Raw genomic sequence first — 15,777 nt, 5'->3', positions numbered from 1 at the left:
TTCCATTTCGCCTGCCGACGCCTCAGCCCAGCGTCGACCAGGCCGGCATCGGGTCGCGCGGTCCGGGACGGGCGGCATAAACGCCACGCGCGATGGCGCGCGCCAGCGTGGCCGCGCCCGCGGCATAAAGCTCCATCATCGCCACGCTGTCGGGCGCCGGCCGGGCGCCGGTCGCAAGCGCGAAGACCAGATCGCCGTCGGCCGGCGTGTGCGCGGGCCAGATCGCACGGGCGATCCCGTCATGGGCGGTGACGGCCAAGCGCTTGGCCTCGGCCTTGGTCAAGGCGGCATCGGTGGCCACCACCGCGATGGTGGTGTTGGCGGCGAGCCCCGGATCGCGGAACTTCAGCCGCACCCGGCCGGCATCGTCGGGCAGCGGGCTTGGCAGGCCGAGGCCGCCGAACTCGGAGCCGGCCTCAAACGGGGCCGCCCAGAAATGGCGCGTGCTGCCGACGGTCACCGAGCCGACCGCGTTGACCGCGACCAGGGCGGCGACCGTGGTGCCGTCGGCAAGCCGCGTCGAGGCCGAGCCGAGGCCGCCCTTCAGACCGGCCGTCAGCGCGCCATAACCGGCGCCGACCGTGCCGAGTTCGAAGGCCGTGGCCGCGTTCTGCGCCGCCTGGTAACCGAGCTCGCGATAGGGCGGGTAGCGTCCCCAACCCTTGTCACCGCCATTGACGAGGTCGAACAGGATCGCCGCCGGCACGATCGGCACGCGCTGGTCGTGCACCTGGAGCCCGATATCGTGCTCGCGCAGCCAGGCCTGGACGCCGGACGCCGCGTCGAGACCGAAGGCAGACCCGCCCGAAAGCACAAGGGCATTGACGGTCTCGACGCTGTTGTGCGGTTCCAGAAGATCGGTCTCGCGGGTGCCGGGCGCGCCGCCCATCACCTGCACCGAGGCCACGGCGGGCGTGTCGCACAGAACCGCGGTGACGCCTGAATTGAGGGCCTCGTCGTGAGCCGCGCCGACGCGCAGGCCGGCGATGTCGGTCAAAAGGTTGCGGGGACCGGGGGTAAAACTCATTCCAGATCGACCTGCTTGAAATCCTGGCCGTCATAGCGAAACAGCCGGTAGCGTGTGCCGGCCCAGTCGCCGATATCGTTGAAGCGCACGGCGCCGAGCGCGGTCTCGAAGCGCGTCGCCGCGAGCACGCCGGCGAGCGGCGCGTCGGCGGCGGCGCGTTTTGCCGCCAGCGCGACCTCGACGGCGGCATAGGCCGGCAGGACGTAGCCGTCGGGCTCGGTGCCGGCCTGGCGCAGGGCGGCGACGATTGCCGGGTCTGCGATGTCGGCCCAGTCGGGCGGCGCGACCATCAAGGTGCCGGCGACAAGGTCGACCTCGTCGCGCGCGGCGCGCAGGGCCTCGCCGCCGGCGATCTGCACGTCGTAGCCGAGTTCGGCCGCCGCCTGGCCGAGAAGGGCGATGTCGGCCCGGTCGCCGCCGGCAAACACATGCGTCGCGCCCGCCTTGCGCAACCGGCCGGCGAGCGCGATCTGGTTGGGCAGTTGCGGCCGGAACGTATCGATGAACACCGGCTCGAGCCCGGCCAGTTCGGCCGCCACGCGCAGGCTTTCGGCCAGTTCGCGCCCGTAAATGGTGCCGTCGTCGATGATCGCGAACAGCTCGCCGCGCCACGCCCGGGTCAGCATGCGGGCAACGGCCTGCGCCTCCGCGTCGGCGCGCGGGGCGAGGCGAAACACCGGCCAGCCGGTCTTGTCGCGCCGGTCGGTGAGGGCGTCGACGCGCACGCCGGTGACGATGACGGGAATGCCGGCTTGGGAGAGGACCGGCATCGCGGCCTCGACCGCCGCCATACACACGAAGCCGGTGACGAGATCGACGCCCTCGGCGACCAGCGCGCCGGCGGCGCGCGCGCCGCCCTCGGCCGAACAGCCCGTGTCCTCGACCACGAGCGCGGCCTTGCCGTCGGCGGCGACGGCCGCCGCCGCGCCGGCTTCCATCTGCGCGCCCAGCAGCGCGCTCGCGCCCGACAGCGGCGCGGCCAGGCCGAGCCGCGGCTCGGCCGCGCGGGCCGGCAGCGCGCCCAACATGGCGGCAAAAAGGATCGCCAATCGCTTCGACATGCGCATCGCGTGATGGTTTCCGCTCGCGGGACCGCTTTCGCCGTTTCGTAAAGAAGCCGCCGGACCAGCGCAACTCGTCTTGCGCCTACCCGGCTTGTGGCGTAAGCGCACGGGCCTATATTGCATGTCAGCAGGGCCAGCGCAGCGCTGGCGGAAAGGCCGGGCGGCAGGTGTTGAAGAAAAGCGAAATCGAACCGCGCCATTATCGCGATGCGATGGCGCAATTCGCCGGCGCGGTGCATGTGGTCACGACCGACGGGCCTTTCGGCCGGCGCGGCGTGACGGCGATCGCCGCCTGTTCGGTCACCGACAACCCGCCGACGATCCTGGTCTGCCTCAATCGCGAGAACGAAAACAACGACTGCTTCCTGCGCAACGGCGTGTTTGCGCTCAACACGCTGACGGCCGCCCACGAGGCGCTGTCGTCGGATTTTTCCGGCCTGACCGGCAAGAGCCAGGACGCGCGTTTCGCCGCCGCCGACTGGGACCGTATCTCGACCGGCGCGCCGGTTCTCAAGGGCGCGCTGGCGGTGTTCGACTGCGAAATCGTCGACACCAAGGAACTGGGCACCCACCGGGTCTATTTCGGCAGGGTGACAGGCCTCGATATCGGCGATAGCCTTGAGCCGCTTCTTTACCACAACCGCACCTACCGCGTGCTCTGACGGTCGGGCGGTACACCGCTTCCAGGGTCGATCCCTTATCCGGAGACGCAATGACGCGCCCGACACCGCCCGCCCTTCCGCAGTCGATCGACGACACGCTTGCCCTTTTGCAAGGCGCCGACTACGTCGCCGATCGCGCACTGGCGACGGTGCTTTTCCTGGCCCTGCGCATGCAGCGGCCGCTGTTCCTGGAAGGCGAGGCCGGCGTCGGCAAGACCGAGATCGCCAAGGTTTTGGCGAGCGCGCTCGACCGGCGCTTGATCCGTCTGCAATGCTACGAGGGCCTCGACGTCGCCTCGGCCGTCTATGAGTGGAACTACGCCGCCCAGATGATCGAGATCCGCATGGAGGAGGCCGCCGGCGCGGTCGACCGCGGCACGATGGAAAAGAACGTCTTTTCCGAAAAATACCTGATCCGCCGGCCGATCCTGGACGCGCTCTCCGGCACGGACGGCCGCGCGCCGGTGCTGCTGATCGACGAACTCGACCGCACCGACGAGGCTTTTGAGGCCTTTTTGCTCGAAATCCTGTCCGATTTCCAGGTCACCGTGCCCGAACTCGGCACGATCCGCGCCGCCGAACCGCCGATCGTGGTGATCACCACCAACCGCACGCGCGAGATTCACGATGCGCTCAAGCGCCGGTGCCTCTATCACTGGGTCGACTATCCCGATGCTGCGCGCGAGCTGGAGATCGTCCACCGCAAGGTGCCGCAGGCCAATCAGCGCCTGTCGCAGGAAGTGGTCGCCTTCATCCAGAAACTGCGCCAGATGGACCTGTTCAAGGCGCCGGGCGTGGCCGAGACGATCGACTGGGCGAGCGCGCTGACCGAACTCGACAAGGTCGCGCTCGATCCCGAAACCGTGTCGGACACGATCGGCGTGCTTTTGAAATATCAGGACGACATCGCCCGCATCGAGGAAGGCGAGGGGCGCAAGCTGCTCGACGAGGTGCGCAGCGAACTCGCGGCGAGCGACTAGGGCCGGCCGGGGCCATGGATCAGCAGGTTTCCGCTCCCCGCACGCCACCGCCGGACGGCCGCATCGCCGACAATATCGTCTATTTCGCCCGCGCGCTGCGCAAGGCCGGCATGCGCGTCGGCCCGGCCGCGGTCAAGGAGGCGATCGAGGCCGTGCTGGCCGGCGGCATCGGCACGCGCGACGATTTCTACTGGACCCTGCATGCGGTGCTGGTGACGCGCCGCGAGGACCACGCTGTCTTCGACGAGGCGTTCCGGCTGTTCTGGAAATCGCGCGAGCTGGTGGAAAAAATGCTGGCGATGTTTTCGCCGCAGGCGGTCGACCAGCGCGAGAAGGAACGGCCGCGCGCGGCCGAATCGCGCGTCGCCGACGCCATGTTCGAGGGACACGAGAAAAACCGGCCGCGCGAGGAAATTCCCGAGATCGAGGTCGACGCGCGGCTGACCACCTCGACCAGCGAGACCCTGCGCGCCAAGGATTTTTCGCAGATGACGGCCGCCGAACTGACCGAGGCGAAGCGGGCGATCGCGGCCCTGCGGCTGCCTTTCGACCAGGTGCGCACCCGCCGCTGGCGCCCGGACCCCCGCGGCGCGCGCACCGATCCGCGCGCCATGCTGCGGGCCGGCTTGCGCACCGGCGGCGAACTCATTCTGCCGAAATTCCGTTCCGTGCGCGAAGTTCATCCGCCGCTGGTGGCGATCGCCGATATTTCCGGCTCGATGAGCCAGTATACCCGCATCTTCCTGCATTTCCTGCACGCGTTGACCGAGCAGCGCCAGCGGGTGCACTCCTTCGTGTTCGGCACCAGGCTGACCAATCTGACCCGGCAGATGCGCCATCGCGATCCCGACGCGGCGCTGGCCGACTGCGCGGCGGCGGTCAAGGACTGGTCGGGCGGCACGCGCATCGGCCATACGCTTTACGAGTTCAACCGGCTGTGGTCGCGCCGCGTGCTCGGCCAGGGTGCGATCGTGCTTTTGATCACAGACGGGCTCGAGCGCGACGATATCGATCTGCTCGGGCGCGAGATGGAGCGGCTGCACAAATCCTGCCGGCGGCTGATCTGGCTCAATCCTTTGTTGCGCTTCGACGGGTTCGAGGCGCGCGCCCGCGGCGTGCGCGCCATGCTGCCGCATGTCGACGAGTTCCGCGCCGTGCATACGCTGGAGGCGCTGGACGATCTGTGCGCGGCGTTGTCGACACGGCGCGGCGCGCGTGCGGCCGATCCGCGCCGTTTTCTGGACGCGGTTTCCCTTGGCAAGCGTGCGGCGTGATCCTAGTGTCGAGCAAAGGAGTGCAGTCATGGAGAACCTCTCGGCCCTCGACGACCGTCGCGATCCGCTGCTGATCGCCGAACGCTGGATAAAGGACGGGCGCGCACTCGCGCTCGCGACCGTGGTCGAAACCTGGGGCTCGGCGCCGCGCCCGGTGGGCAGCCATCTGGTCATCGACACCGAGGGCAATTTCGAGGGCTCGGTCTCCGGCGGCTGCGTGGAAGGCGCGGTGGTGGCCGAGGCCGCCGACGTGATCGAGACCGGCGCGCCGCGCCTGCTCGAATTCGGCGTCGCCGACGAGACGGCCTGGGAGGTGGGTCTGTCCTGCGGCGGGCGCATCAAAGTCTATGTCGAACCTCTCGGCTGAGCGGAGGACGCCATGCGTGCTGAAGCCCTGAGAGCGCTGAATGCCGAACGGCGCGCGCGCCGCGCCGCCATCCTGGTCACCGACCTCGCGGACGGGAGCGACCGGCTGGTGCGCGAGGGCGATGTGCTCTCAGGCCAGCTCGGCGAGGCGCTGCAGCGCGCATTCCGCTCCGGAAAATCCGGCACGGTCGAGGCCGAGGGCGGGTCGTTCTTCCTCAACGTCCATCTGCCGCCGCCGCGCATCGTGGCGATCGGCGCGGTCCATATCAGCCAGGCGCTGGCGCCGATGGCCCGGATCGCCGGTTTCGACATCGAGATCATCGACCCGCGCACCGCCTTCGCCACGCCGGAACGCTTTCCCGAGACCCGGCTTGCAGCCGAATGGCCCGAGGACGTCTTCAAACGGCGGCCGCTCGATGCCTATACCGCGCTCGCCGCACTCACCCACGATCCCAAGATCGACGATTTTCCGCTCAAGGCGGCGCTGGAGACGGGCTGTTTTTATGTCGGCGCGCTCGGCAGCCGCAAGACCCACGCCAAGCGCCTGGCCCGGCTCGCCGAAGCCGGCGTGACGGACGAGGCGAGCGGACGCATCCATGCGCCGATCGGCCTCGATATCGGCGCGGCAAGCCCGGCCGAGATCGCCGTGGCGGTCCTGGCCCAGATCGTCGCCGCCCTGCGCTCGCGCGGACTGGCGGCAGTGACCGAAAGCCGCGCGGCATGAAGTTCGGTCCCGTACCGCTCGACCGGGCCGAGGGCGCGATCCTCGCCCACGCCACCCAGGCCGGGACGCGCCGGATCAAGAAGGGCACCCGCCTCGGCGCGGCCGAGATCGCGGCCTTGAAGGAGGCCGGCATCGCGGAGGTCGCGGCCGCCGTGCTCGACCCCGGCGACCTGGACGAAAACGAGGCCGCCCGCCGGATCGCCGCAGCACTCAAAAGCCGCGGCGTGGAGGTCCGGGACGCGGCGACCGGACGGGTCAATCTGCATGCCGGGCCGGCAGGGGTGTTTTGCGTCGACCGCGCGCTGATCGACGCCATCAACGCCGTCGACCCGGCGATCACCATCGCGACGCTGAACGACCATGTGCGCGTCGAGCCGGGCCGGATGGTGGCCACGGTAAAAATCATTCCGTTCGCCGTCGCCGGCACGCTGGTCGACGCGGTCGAGGCGATCGCCGCGCGGGGCGCGGTGTTTGGCGTGCATCCGTTCGCGGCCCGACGCGTCGCCCTGATCCAGACGAGCCTGCCGGGCACCAAGCCGAGCGTGCTCGACAAGACGGTCAAGACGATGCGCGCGCGGCTGGAGCCGTCGGGCAGCGCGATCGCCTTCGAGCGCCGCACGCCGCACGACGAGGCGAGCCTGGCGCGCGCACTCGCCGACGCCACCGCCGGCAGCGACATCGTGATCGCCTTCGGCGCGTCGGCCGTCAGCGACGGCGACGACGTGATCCCCGCCGCGATCCGCGGCGCCGGCGGCACGGTCGAACGCTTCGGCATGCCGGTCGATCCCGGCAATCTGCTGGTCAAGGGGCACATCGGCGCGGTGCCGGTGCTCGGCGCGCCGGGCTGCGCCCGCAGCCCGAAGGAAAACGGCTTCGACTGGGTGCTCGACCGCATGCTGGCCGGTCTGGACGTCGATGCCGGCACGATCGCCGGCATGGGTGTCGGCGGGCTGTTGATGGAGATCGCCACCCGGCCGCAGCCGCGCGAGGCGCGCCCGCCGGCAGACACCCAGACAAAACCGGCAAACGTGCACGCCGTGCTGCTGGCGGCCGGACGCTCGAGCCGCATGGGCGGACCCAACAAGCTTCTGGCCTCGTTCGACGAGACACCGCTGGTGCGGCGCAGCGCCGAGCGCGCGCTGGCAAGCCGCGCGGACGGGCTGACGGTGATCCTCGGCCATCAGGCCGAGCGCGTGGCCGCGGCGCTTGCCGGGCTTGCCGTCGAGACCCGCCGGAACCCCGATTTCGCCCAGGGCCTGTCGACCTCGCTGAAGGCGGGCCTGCACGCCGTGCCGGAGGCGGCCGACGGCGCGCTGGTGCTGCTTGCCGACATGCCCGCGATCGGCACGGCGGCACTCGATGCGCTGATCGACGCCTTCGAGCGGTCCGGCGGGCGCGCCGTGGTGCGCGCCACCCATAACGGCAAGCGCGGCAACCCGGTTATCCTGCCGCGGGCGGTGTTTACCGCCGTCGACGGGCTCGCCGGCGACACCGGCGCCCGCCATCTGGTCGAAAGCGGGCTCGCCGAGGTGATCGACGTCGAAATCGGCGCGGCGGCGAGCATCGATGTCGACACGCAGGATGCGCTCGCCCGGGCCGGCGGCGTGCTCGAGGAATAGCAGCGCGGCAACGCCCATGCCGGGCTTGCCAAGCCCGGCAGCGGACGGCACAGTCGCGGCGATGATCGCGACCCTTTGCCGTTTTCTGCTTGTCGCCGCCTTGTCGCTTGCCGCCGGCGGCGCTGGCGCGTTCGAACTCGCCCCCCACAAGGACCGGCTGTTCGCCTATCCGGCAACCCTCGGCTCGGCCGACGGCGGCCGATACCGCGTCGTCGACTATCGCGAGATGCGCGACATCAACGGCCGCGACGCGGTGCCGGAACGGCGGGTGCGCGACGACTATGTGTCGCTGCGCGTGCGCGCGTTCCAGCAGCAATACGCGCTCGGCGATCTGCGCCACTACGCGGTCGGCCGGCGCGAGGGCGCCAAGATCATCACCATCTATCTGCACGGCCAGGGCGGCAGCCGCCGGCAGGGTGTCGACGATTTCACCTTCGGCGGCAATTTCAACCGCATCAAGAACCTGATGACGCGCAATGACGGGCTTTATCTGTCGCCCGATTTTCCCGATTTCGGCGCCGGCGGCAAAAAGGCGATCGCGATGCTGATCGATCACTACGCCGCGCGCTCGCCGGCCGCGCCGGTCTTCGTTGCCTGCGGCTCGATGGGCGGGGCGCTGTGTTATGCGTTGGCAGAGGACGAGCGTGTCGCGTCGCGGCTGGGCGGGCTGCTTCTGCTCGGTTCGCACTGGGATACGGGTTTCTTGAAAAGCCCCGCCTTCAAGCGGAAGGTTCCCTTCTTCATCGGCCAGGGCAGCCGCGACACGGTGTTTCCGGTCGAAAAGCAGGAAACGTTCTTCCGCGCGATCCTGGCGGCGGCACCGGACTATCCCGTGCGCTTCGTGCGCTTCGAAACCGGCACCCACGGAACGCCGATTCGCATGACCGACTGGCGCGAGACGCTCAACTGGATGCTGGCGCAGCGCTGACACGACCCGTTTGATTTTTTGGAGATCGCCCATGGCCGGCTTCGTCGATCCGACCCGCGAGACATTCGGCACTTTCCGGAAAATGGCGGAGGAGGGGCCCGTCCACATGCTCAATCTGGTGCGGCTGCGCGCGCAGGCGGCCTATCCGGACGGGCGCCAGGCGACCGGCGCGCAGGCCTATGCCGCCTATGGGCGCGAGAGCGGCCCGATCCTGCGCCGGGTCGGCGGCAGGGTGGTGTGGGCCGGAGATTTCCGGCTGATGCTGATCGGCCCCGAGGACGAGCACTGGGACCGGTGCTTCATCGCCGAATATCCGTCCGCCGCCGCCTTCGTGGAGATGGTCAAGGATCCCGACTACCAGAAGGCGGTCGTGCATCGCCAGGCGGCGGTCGCCGATTCCCGCCTGATCCGCCTGGCGCCGAAAGCGACCGGCAGCGGCTTCGACGGCTGAATTTCTGGCCGGCTACGGCGCGGAATAATAGTCCAAAAGTAGTTCGGGATTGACCGCGCCGTCATAGGTCGCGTCAACCTCGTATTTGACCAGCGAGAACTGGCCCTGGCGGAACAGCCACGTGCCGGAGGCGGCGGCATCGCCCAGCCCGCGCCATTTGGCGTAGGCGGTGACGACGAAGTTTTCCGGGTCGTAATCCGAGTTCACGAGCTGATTTTCGGCGGTGAAACCGACGATGCGCATCGAATCGACCGGACCCTCGCTGTCGTCGTCCCGATAGCGGATGTCGAGCTCGGGCATGGCAAAATGCAGTTCGCGCACGCCGTCGATCTCGTCCTCCCGGTAATAGACATGCATCTCGTTGTAGGCGCCGGCCCGGCAGTAGAACCGGAACAGTCGCATTTGGCGTTCCGGCGCGTCGGCGTCGTCGGTGCTGTAGCGGAAGCCGATCGTGTGCACATCCGGCGCGCGCGGTCCGTCGCTGCCGGGCGGCGCCCCGCCGCAACTCTGGGCGTAACTCGCCTGAAACAGCGCCTTGGCGCGCTCGAGTCCGGCATCGCCGGCCGGCCCGGCCGGTGCATCGCCGCATTGCGCCGGCAGCGCATCCTCCAGCGGTTCGGAGGCGGGCTCAAGGCTGGCTGCGACGATGAACAGCGGGCGGAACGGCTCGTCCTGGATCTGCGGATCGATCAGCCGCGCCGTGTAGCAGCCGGCAAAGAGTTTTGGGGTGCCGCCGTCTTCCGTCGCCCGGATCGCGACCGGGACCCGGTAAAACACGCTACCGGCCGCGCCTTCCGCGGCCGCGGCCCCAACAACGAGCGCGACGCTTTCGGTCGCAGCATAGCCGGCTGCGAAATCGTCGAGCGTGGCGGCCGGCTTGTCGTCGCCGAAATAGCTCCAGGCGCGGGCATATTCCTTGCGGTTGACGGCGTTATAGTAGGAGGCGATCAGCGCCGCCGCATCGGAACGGTCGTCCAGATAGGGCCGGTCCTGCGCGGCGGCCGGCGCGGCGGCCGCCATGGCGGCGACAAGGCAAGATAGACCGGTGCGCATGCTGTTTCTCCTGCGGTCACGGTGTTGCGCTCGCACCCAGCATAGGCAGCCATCGGGGCGATGCTGTGAACAGTCTCACCCAGCGCGCGCGAGACGCAAGCCCTCCGCCGGGCAATGACTCAATTTGGTCCGGTTTTTCAGTCAGCTTGTTAATCCCTTGCGCCTATCGTGTCGGTGCGTTCGTGGCGAAACCCTTGGAGCAGGTGGTTTGAGCGGCTTCTCGACCAGCGAGTTTGCAACCCTTCTCGACGAACTCATCGCCGCCAAGGCCGACGAGGGCGAGGCGGAGCGCGCCGGACCGTCAGTGCCGTTCGGCTTCGTGCCGTCCTCCGAGGCGGTGGAGGAATTGTGGGCCAATGTTCCCGGCGAGGTGGTGGCGAGCCTTTACCGCCGCACCGGCCTGGAGAGCCTGGCCGAGAACGCGCCCGGCATCGAAACGCCCGATCCGCCCGAAGACCCGTTGCCGCCGGCCGATCCGGGCGCGATCGCGGCCGAACTCAAGATCGCCTATGCGCGCTGGCCGAAGGATTTCGACCGGATCCGGCGCGAGTTCGCCCGCGACAACCACCCCGACAAGGTGGCGCCGCATCGCCGCGAGCGGGCGCTGGTGCGCATGCAGATCGCCAACATGCTGATCGACCGGGCCAAGCGCAACGCGGCGGCCAAACGCTGACCGTTGTAACTTGAGTAATTTTGTCAGATTTAACTTGCTTTCCGGACCGCGCTGACCGATCTCTCCTGGCTGACATCAACAGGAGACGATCATGACAGCCCCGCAAGACGCTTCGCTGAGGGCCACCGCGACGGTGGCGACCGACAAGGCCAGCCGCTATCTGCAGCAATTGTGCAAGCATTTCGGGCACAAACGTCCCGTCACCTTCACCCCCGAACGCGGCTCGATCGCCTTCGATTTCGGCGCTTGCGAGCTTGAGGCCGGGGACGAGACGCTGACCATGACGGTGAACGCCGGCACGCCGGAAGACCTCGAGCGCATGCGCACGGTGATCGCCAGCCATCTCGAGCGTTTCGCCTTCCGCGAACCGCCGGCGATCGACTGGCGCTGAGGCGAACGCTTTTACGCGCATCGATCGGCCGTTATAGTCGGCTCTCCAAGATCCGCCCGGATCGATCACTCCCGGAGAGTTTTTATGCAAAAGCGCCGCATCGGCCGCACGGACCTGCTTGTTTCGCAAATCTGCCTCGGCTCGATGACCTGGGGCGAGCAGAACACCGAGGCCGAGGGCCACGCGCAGATGGATCTGGCCTTCGCGCGCGGCGTGAATTTCATCGATACGGCCGAGCTCTATCCGATCCCGCCCAAGGCCGAGACCCAGGGCCGAACGGAAGCGATCATCGGCAGCTGGATGAAGGCGCGCGGCAATCGCGGTGATGTGGTTCTGGCCTCGAAAGTCGTCGGGCGCACGGCCAACGACTGGTTTCGCGGCGGCCGGCCGTCGAAACTCGTGCGTGCCGACATTTTTGACGCGATCGACAAGTCGCTGGCGAAACTGCAGACTGACTATCTCGACCTCTACCAGATCCACTGGCCCGAACGGCCGATACCCTGGGGCTCCAACCCGACCCGCGTCGGCGCCGCTGACAAGGCCGACGGGCCGGCGGACGAGACCCCGATCGCCGAAACGCTGGCCGTGTTCGACGAGCTGGTGACGGCCGGCAAGATCCGCCATGTCGGTCTGTCGAACGAAAGCAGTTGGGGCCTGATGCGCTTCATCGCCGAAAGCGAGCGGCAGGTCGGGCCGCGCGTGGCCTCGATCCAGAACGCCTACAATCTCGTCAACCGGACCTTCGAGGTGAACCTGGCCGAGGTCTGCCGCCGCGAAGGGGTCGCGTTTTTGGCCTATTCGCCGCTGGCGCAAGGCTATCTGACCGGAAAATATGAGGGCGGTGCCTTGCCGAAGGGCTCGCGCAAGCAGCTTTTCGACCGGCTGCAACGCTACGAGACGCCGAACGCGGCCGAGGCGTTCGACGCCTACAACGCGCTCGCGCGGCAATTCGGTATGGAGCCGGCCCTGTTTGCCAACGCGTTCGTCACCCACAGTCCCGTCGTGACGTCCAACATCATCGGCGCCACCTCGATCGCCCAGCTCGAGACCGCGCTGGCGTCGGCCGCGGTGGACTGGACCCAGGAGATGCAGGACGCCGTCGACGCTGTGCACCAGCGCCTCGGCAATCCCTGTCCGTGACGGCGCCGCCCGTTCCGGCCGCACGGCGCGGCGGCCGGAACGGGCGCGACTCAGCGATTGTCCATCTGCGCGCGCACCAGGGCGAGCCCACGGCGCGTGATGCGGTAGGGACCGCCGCGGCTGGAGGCGATGGCGCGCTTGCGCCGGAGCTTGCCGAACAGAAGCGGGTCGAAACGCGTCAGCCGCCAGCCTTCGCGGCTATAGCACTCGATGTCTTCGACCTGTCCGTCTTCGTCGCGCAGCAAACGGATGAAACCGCCCTGCGCCAGCACGTGCAGAACGCGCTGTTCCTTGCGTGAAATGTCCATTTTTCGGTGAAATCCACGATGCGCGGCGCCAGGCGCCGCGACCACGACAGGCAGCGCCGCGCCCCGGGGGCGCGCCGTGCCGGCTCATGGGTGGGCCCGATCCGCGAGCGGATCGGGCTTTATCGGGATTCACAAAATGTGGACATAAAAACTCCGAACTGCCGGGTGATAGACGAAAACCGCCTCGGGTCAATCCGGTACGGCAGGCACGAATTGTCGTAAGCCGCGCGCGTTGATAATTTGCAACAGGGTCACGGGTGGGAAATCGGACATATGAGTGATGCGACGGATCGGGCCGAGCGCGTGCCGGCGCGCCGACAAGGGCGGATCGTCATCCGCGAAACCGAGGATGGCATCGGCGTCTACAACCCCGCCCGGCGCGAGCCGCTGGCGATCGGGTTCTTGTCTTTTTGGCTGATCGGGTGGGCGGTGGGCGAAGTCTTCGTCGTGACCCAGGTGCTCGGCGGCGGCCCGCAGGCGCTCGACATCTTCGTGCTGCTCTGGCTGGCGGTGTGGACGGCGGCCGGTTTCCTGATCGGCGGGGTGGTGCTGTGGCAATTGGTCGGCGTCGAAAAACTGTTTTTGGTCGGCGCCGGCGCGATCGTGGTCGAACGCGGCTTCCGGCCCTTCGGCCGCAGGCAGGTCTATCCGGTCGAAAAGGTCTCCTCGGTCGGGTTGATGCCCGACAAGCCGCCGGAAGTGTCGAGCATTTTCGCGCCGCGCCGGATCGGATTCGTCGTCGACGGCACGACGCGGAGCTTCGGCATCGGGCTCGACGAAGCCGAAGCCGCCGCCGTGCTTTCCGAACTGCGGCAGTTCGTCGACCGGTTCGCCCCGCCGGAACCGGAGAGGACCGAGCGGCCGAAAACGGACGAACGAGAAAACCCGGCTCGGCCCTGAGCCGGTCGGGCGCCGATGCGCCAGGGGAGAAATCCAGCTTGTTTTACGTCGTATCGAAGATCTTCTGGGCGCTGGCCAATCCGTTGAGCCTGGCGGTCCTGCTGCTGATAGCCGGGCTGATCGCCGCCTTGGCGGGCTGGCGGCGCAGCGCCGGAACCGCGACGGCCGCCGCGGCCATGATTCTGCTTCTCGGCGGGTGGACGACGACGGGCGCGCTTGTGCTGCAACCGCTCGAGGACCGGTTTCAGCGCCCCGGCGCGCTGCCCGACACCGTTACCGGCATCGTGGTGCTCGGCGGCGGCTTCGAGGGCGGGGTCAACCGGGTGCGCGGCGGCTACGAACTGAACCGCGGCGGCGACCGTTTCGTGGAAACCGCGATCCTGGCCCGGCGTTTGCCCGAGGCCAAAATCCTGATCTCGGGCGGCAGCGGCGCCTTGCGGCTAAAAGGCGAAGGCGACGCCGACACCGCGCCGCGGCTCTTGCAGGCGCTCGGCGTCGACCCGCAGCGGCTGATCCTGGAGAACCAGTCGCGCAACACCTACGAAAACGCGCAATTCTCACTGCGGCTGGCCGATCCCCAACCGGGCGAGCGCTGGCTGCTGGTGACCTCCGCCTTCCACATGCCGCGCGCCATGGGCCTGTTTCGCCAGGCCGGTTTTGCCGTCATCCCCTGGCCGGTCGACTACCGTACCAGCGGCCTGGAAACGCCGGGCCTCGCCCAGGACAACCCGATCGATTCGCTGCATAATATGGTGATCGCCGTACGCGAATGGATCGGGCTTGCCGCCTACCGGCTGGCCGGCTGGACCGACGCCCTGCTGCCCGCGCCGCGCCAGGACGAGATGGCCGAACGAGGCTGACGGGGCCAAACCTGGAGCCGTTCTGCTTTTCGCGGAAGCGCAGACCGGCTCCACCTTATCGTTTTGACGCGTTTTTGAACGGCGAACCGGCGTCCACTTCGCCTGGAAATGCTTTAGACGTGCGCCGCGAGCGCCTCGCGCGCCTTGGAAAAATATTGCCGCCGGACCAGCACCGTCAGAATGAACAGGGTCGTTGCCGCCAGCGCGATCGGCCCCAGGAACCAGCCGAGATACCCGATCGAAAAGAACATCGCCCGGAGGCCGGCATTGAAATGGCCGCCGGCCACGACATTCATGCCGATGGCGCGCGCGACGCTGCGCTCGACCGTGTCCGCGTCGGCCGTCTCGCCGGCCTGCGGCACGGCGCCGATCAGGATCGAGCAATAGTTGAACAGCCGGTAGGCCCAGCCGAACTTGAAGAAAGCATAGGCCAGGATGATCATCAGGCCGAGCACCTTGTCCTCGAACAGCGCCCGCGTCGGCTCGGGCGAATAGGGCACGTCGGCCAGCACCGCCACCACCGCGTCGGAGGCCTGCAGCAGCGCGAAACAGCCGCCGAGCGCGATCAGGGAACTGGAGGCGAAAAACGCCGTGCCCTGTTGGAGCCCGGTCATGATGCCGGTGTCGACCATGCGCATCTCGCGTACGGCCATCGTGCGCAGCCAGGCCTCGCGCTGGGCGTTCATCAACTGGCTGAGACAGGGCCGCGAGAAGAAATGCCCGGCCGTCGTCAACGCATGGCCGATCCAGGCGACAAGGAAGAACGCGAACGCGGCCAGGTCGGGGGCGGAAAGGGAATCACCGATCATGGCGACGAGCATAGTCCGATCCGGTCGAAAATTCCGTTCTTCTCGCCGCCTTGATTTGGACCAAACCGTTGCGCTTTCGTTACCGGGTGTAAAATTTTAATCTATTGATAAAGAAGGATGTTTTTAGGAGGGACGGGCTGGCGCCACCGCTTTTGGCCGCAATTGCGCCGCTTTTGGTGTTGCAGTGCGGCAGGCGAGGGGCTAAAGCACGGGCCTCGAAGCGGCGCGTGCGGGACACGACGGTGGCGCGCCGGGGGCAAACACGGAAAATACGGAACATCATGGACGATAGCGTTCAAAAGTCGTGCTGGGGTGTGACTGCCAAGGCCATTGCGGGCTTTGCCTTCGTCATTCTCGTCGCGTGGCTGATCGGCGGCGCCGAAACGGCCGTGATCGCGACCGCGGGGTAGGCCTGAGCCCGATCCAGAGAATTCACAAAGACCGGGGCGCGGCAGCCATGCCGCGCCCTTTCTGTTTGCGCGTATCGGGTGTATGTCGCGCACGGACCAGGGATCGTCGGACCGCGTGAAGCGGTCCGGCGCGAAACG

Annotated in this window: 19 protein-coding genes; 14 read left to right on the top strand and 5 right to left on the bottom strand. The window is 68.0% G+C overall.

Annotated features, from left to right (window positions below):
• Positions 1–22: 22 nt before the first annotated feature.
• Positions 23–1,027 carry a P1 family peptidase gene (locus C7T96_RS01760; protein WP_106569439.1) on the bottom strand — a complete coding sequence of 335 codons (1,005 nt, stop codon included), beginning with the start codon at positions 1,025–1,027 and terminating at the stop codon, positions 23–25.
• Positions 1,024–2,088 carry a branched-chain amino acid ABC transporter substrate-binding protein gene (locus tag C7T96_RS01755; protein WP_245414037.1) on the bottom strand — a complete coding sequence of 355 codons (1,065 nt, stop codon included), beginning with the start codon at positions 2,086–2,088 and terminating at the stop codon, positions 1,024–1,026. Before C7T96_RS01755 ends, C7T96_RS01760 begins: the two co-directional genes overlap by 4 nt.
• Positions 2,089–2,258: 170 nt before the next feature.
• Here C7T96_RS01755 and C7T96_RS01750 point away from each other — a divergent pair, with 170 nt between their 5' ends.
• The 8 genes from C7T96_RS01750 (at position 2,259) to C7T96_RS01715 (ending at position 9,095) form a co-directional block, all read left to right on the top strand.
• Entirely contained in the window at positions 2,259–2,753 is a 495-nt protein-coding gene (locus C7T96_RS01750; RefSeq protein ID WP_106569437.1) for a flavin reductase, read from the top strand.
• 50 nt (positions 2,754–2,803) lie between these two features.
• A complete protein-coding gene (locus tag C7T96_RS01745; RefSeq protein WP_106569436.1) occupies positions 2,804–3,733 on the top strand; it encodes a MoxR family ATPase in 930 nt (309 codons plus the stop codon).
• A gap of 14 nt (positions 3,734–3,747) precedes the next feature.
• Positions 3,748–5,007 (top strand): VWA domain-containing protein, encoded by a 1,260-nt coding sequence (locus C7T96_RS01740; protein ID WP_106569435.1) that lies wholly within the window; start codon positions 3,748–3,750, stop codon positions 5,005–5,007.
• Between the two features lie 28 nt (positions 5,008–5,035).
• Positions 5,036–5,374 carry an XdhC family protein gene (locus tag C7T96_RS01735; RefSeq protein WP_106569434.1) on the top strand — a complete coding sequence of 113 codons (339 nt, stop codon included), beginning with the start codon at positions 5,036–5,038 and terminating at the stop codon, positions 5,372–5,374.
• 12 nt (positions 5,375–5,386) lie between these two features.
• Complete coding sequence (locus C7T96_RS01730; protein ID WP_106569433.1) at positions 5,387–6,097, top strand: XdhC family protein; 711 nt, start codon at positions 5,387–5,389, stop codon at positions 6,095–6,097.
• Positions 6,094–7,716, top strand: coding sequence for a molybdopterin-binding/glycosyltransferase family 2 protein (locus tag C7T96_RS01725; RefSeq protein ID WP_106569432.1), 1,623 nt, complete (start codon positions 6,094–6,096; stop codon positions 7,714–7,716). Before C7T96_RS01730 ends, C7T96_RS01725 begins: the two co-directional genes overlap by 4 nt.
• A 61-nt stretch (positions 7,717–7,777) precedes the next feature.
• On the top strand, positions 7,778–8,644 hold the full coding sequence (locus C7T96_RS01720) for an alpha/beta hydrolase (protein WP_245414053.1): 867 nt from the start codon (positions 7,778–7,780) through the stop codon (positions 8,642–8,644).
• A gap of 31 nt (positions 8,645–8,675) precedes the next feature.
• A complete protein-coding gene (locus tag C7T96_RS01715) occupies positions 8,676–9,095 on the top strand; it encodes a DUF1330 domain-containing protein (RefSeq protein WP_106569431.1) in 420 nt (139 codons plus the stop codon).
• A gap of 12 nt (positions 9,096–9,107) precedes the next feature.
• On the opposite strand, the gene C7T96_RS01710 is transcribed toward C7T96_RS01715, so the two are convergent.
• Positions 9,108–10,148: a DUF1176 domain-containing protein gene (locus C7T96_RS01710; RefSeq protein ID WP_106569430.1), complete on the bottom strand. Its 1,041-nt coding sequence runs from the start codon at positions 10,146–10,148 to the stop codon at positions 9,108–9,110.
• Between the two features lie 208 nt (positions 10,149–10,356).
• Between C7T96_RS01710 and C7T96_RS24295 the strand changes: the two genes are divergently transcribed.
• The 3 genes from C7T96_RS24295 (at position 10,357) to C7T96_RS01695 (ending at position 12,352) form a co-directional block, all read left to right on the top strand.
• Positions 10,357–10,821, top strand: coding sequence for a hypothetical protein (locus C7T96_RS24295; RefSeq protein ID WP_238719820.1), 465 nt, complete (start codon positions 10,357–10,359; stop codon positions 10,819–10,821).
• A 91-nt stretch (positions 10,822–10,912) separates the two neighbouring features.
• Positions 10,913–11,212 (top strand): DUF2218 domain-containing protein, encoded by a 300-nt coding sequence (locus tag C7T96_RS01700; protein WP_106569429.1) that lies wholly within the window; start codon positions 10,913–10,915, stop codon positions 11,210–11,212.
• An 84-nt stretch (positions 11,213–11,296) separates the two neighbouring features.
• Positions 11,297–12,352, top strand: a complete 1,056-nt coding sequence (locus C7T96_RS01695) for an aldo/keto reductase (RefSeq protein WP_106569428.1) — start codon at positions 11,297–11,299, stop codon at positions 12,350–12,352.
• 50 nt (positions 12,353–12,402) lie between these two features.
• Here C7T96_RS01695 and C7T96_RS01690 read toward each other — a convergent pair whose 3' ends face one another.
• Positions 12,403–12,660 (bottom strand): YjhX family toxin, encoded by a 258-nt coding sequence (locus C7T96_RS01690; RefSeq protein WP_106569427.1) that lies wholly within the window; start codon positions 12,658–12,660, stop codon positions 12,403–12,405.
• A 273-nt stretch (positions 12,661–12,933) separates the two neighbouring features.
• Between C7T96_RS01690 and C7T96_RS01685 the strand changes: the two genes are divergently transcribed.
• Together C7T96_RS01685 and C7T96_RS01680 are read left to right on the top strand one after the other, a co-directional pair.
• A complete protein-coding gene (locus C7T96_RS01685) occupies positions 12,934–13,560 on the top strand; it encodes a hypothetical protein (protein ID WP_106569426.1) in 627 nt (208 codons plus the stop codon).
• A gap of 38 nt (positions 13,561–13,598) precedes the next feature.
• Positions 13,599–14,420: a YdcF family protein gene (locus C7T96_RS01680; RefSeq protein ID WP_106569425.1), complete on the top strand. Its 822-nt coding sequence runs from the start codon at positions 13,599–13,601 to the stop codon at positions 14,418–14,420.
• A gap of 113 nt (positions 14,421–14,533) precedes the next feature.
• Here the strand turns inward: C7T96_RS01680 and C7T96_RS01675 are convergent, their stop codons facing one another.
• Positions 14,534–15,226, bottom strand: a complete 693-nt coding sequence (locus tag C7T96_RS01675; protein WP_106569952.1) for a DUF599 family protein — start codon at positions 15,224–15,226, stop codon at positions 14,534–14,536.
• 284 nt (positions 15,227–15,510) lie between these two features.
• On the opposite strand from C7T96_RS01675, the gene C7T96_RS24455 reads away from it, so the two are divergent.
• Entirely contained in the window at positions 15,511–15,639 is a 129-nt protein-coding gene (locus tag C7T96_RS24455) for a hypothetical protein (protein ID WP_275069001.1), read from the top strand.
• Positions 15,640–15,777 lie beyond the last annotated feature (138 nt).

The organism is Nitratireductor sp. StC3 (assembly GCF_003015025.1).
Lineage (GTDB): Bacteria > Pseudomonadota > Alphaproteobacteria > Rhizobiales > Rhizobiaceae > Mangrovimarina > Mangrovimarina alexandrii.
Note: the sequence above shows the minus strand (reverse complement) of the source record. Positions and strands in the feature narration are given on the sequence as shown.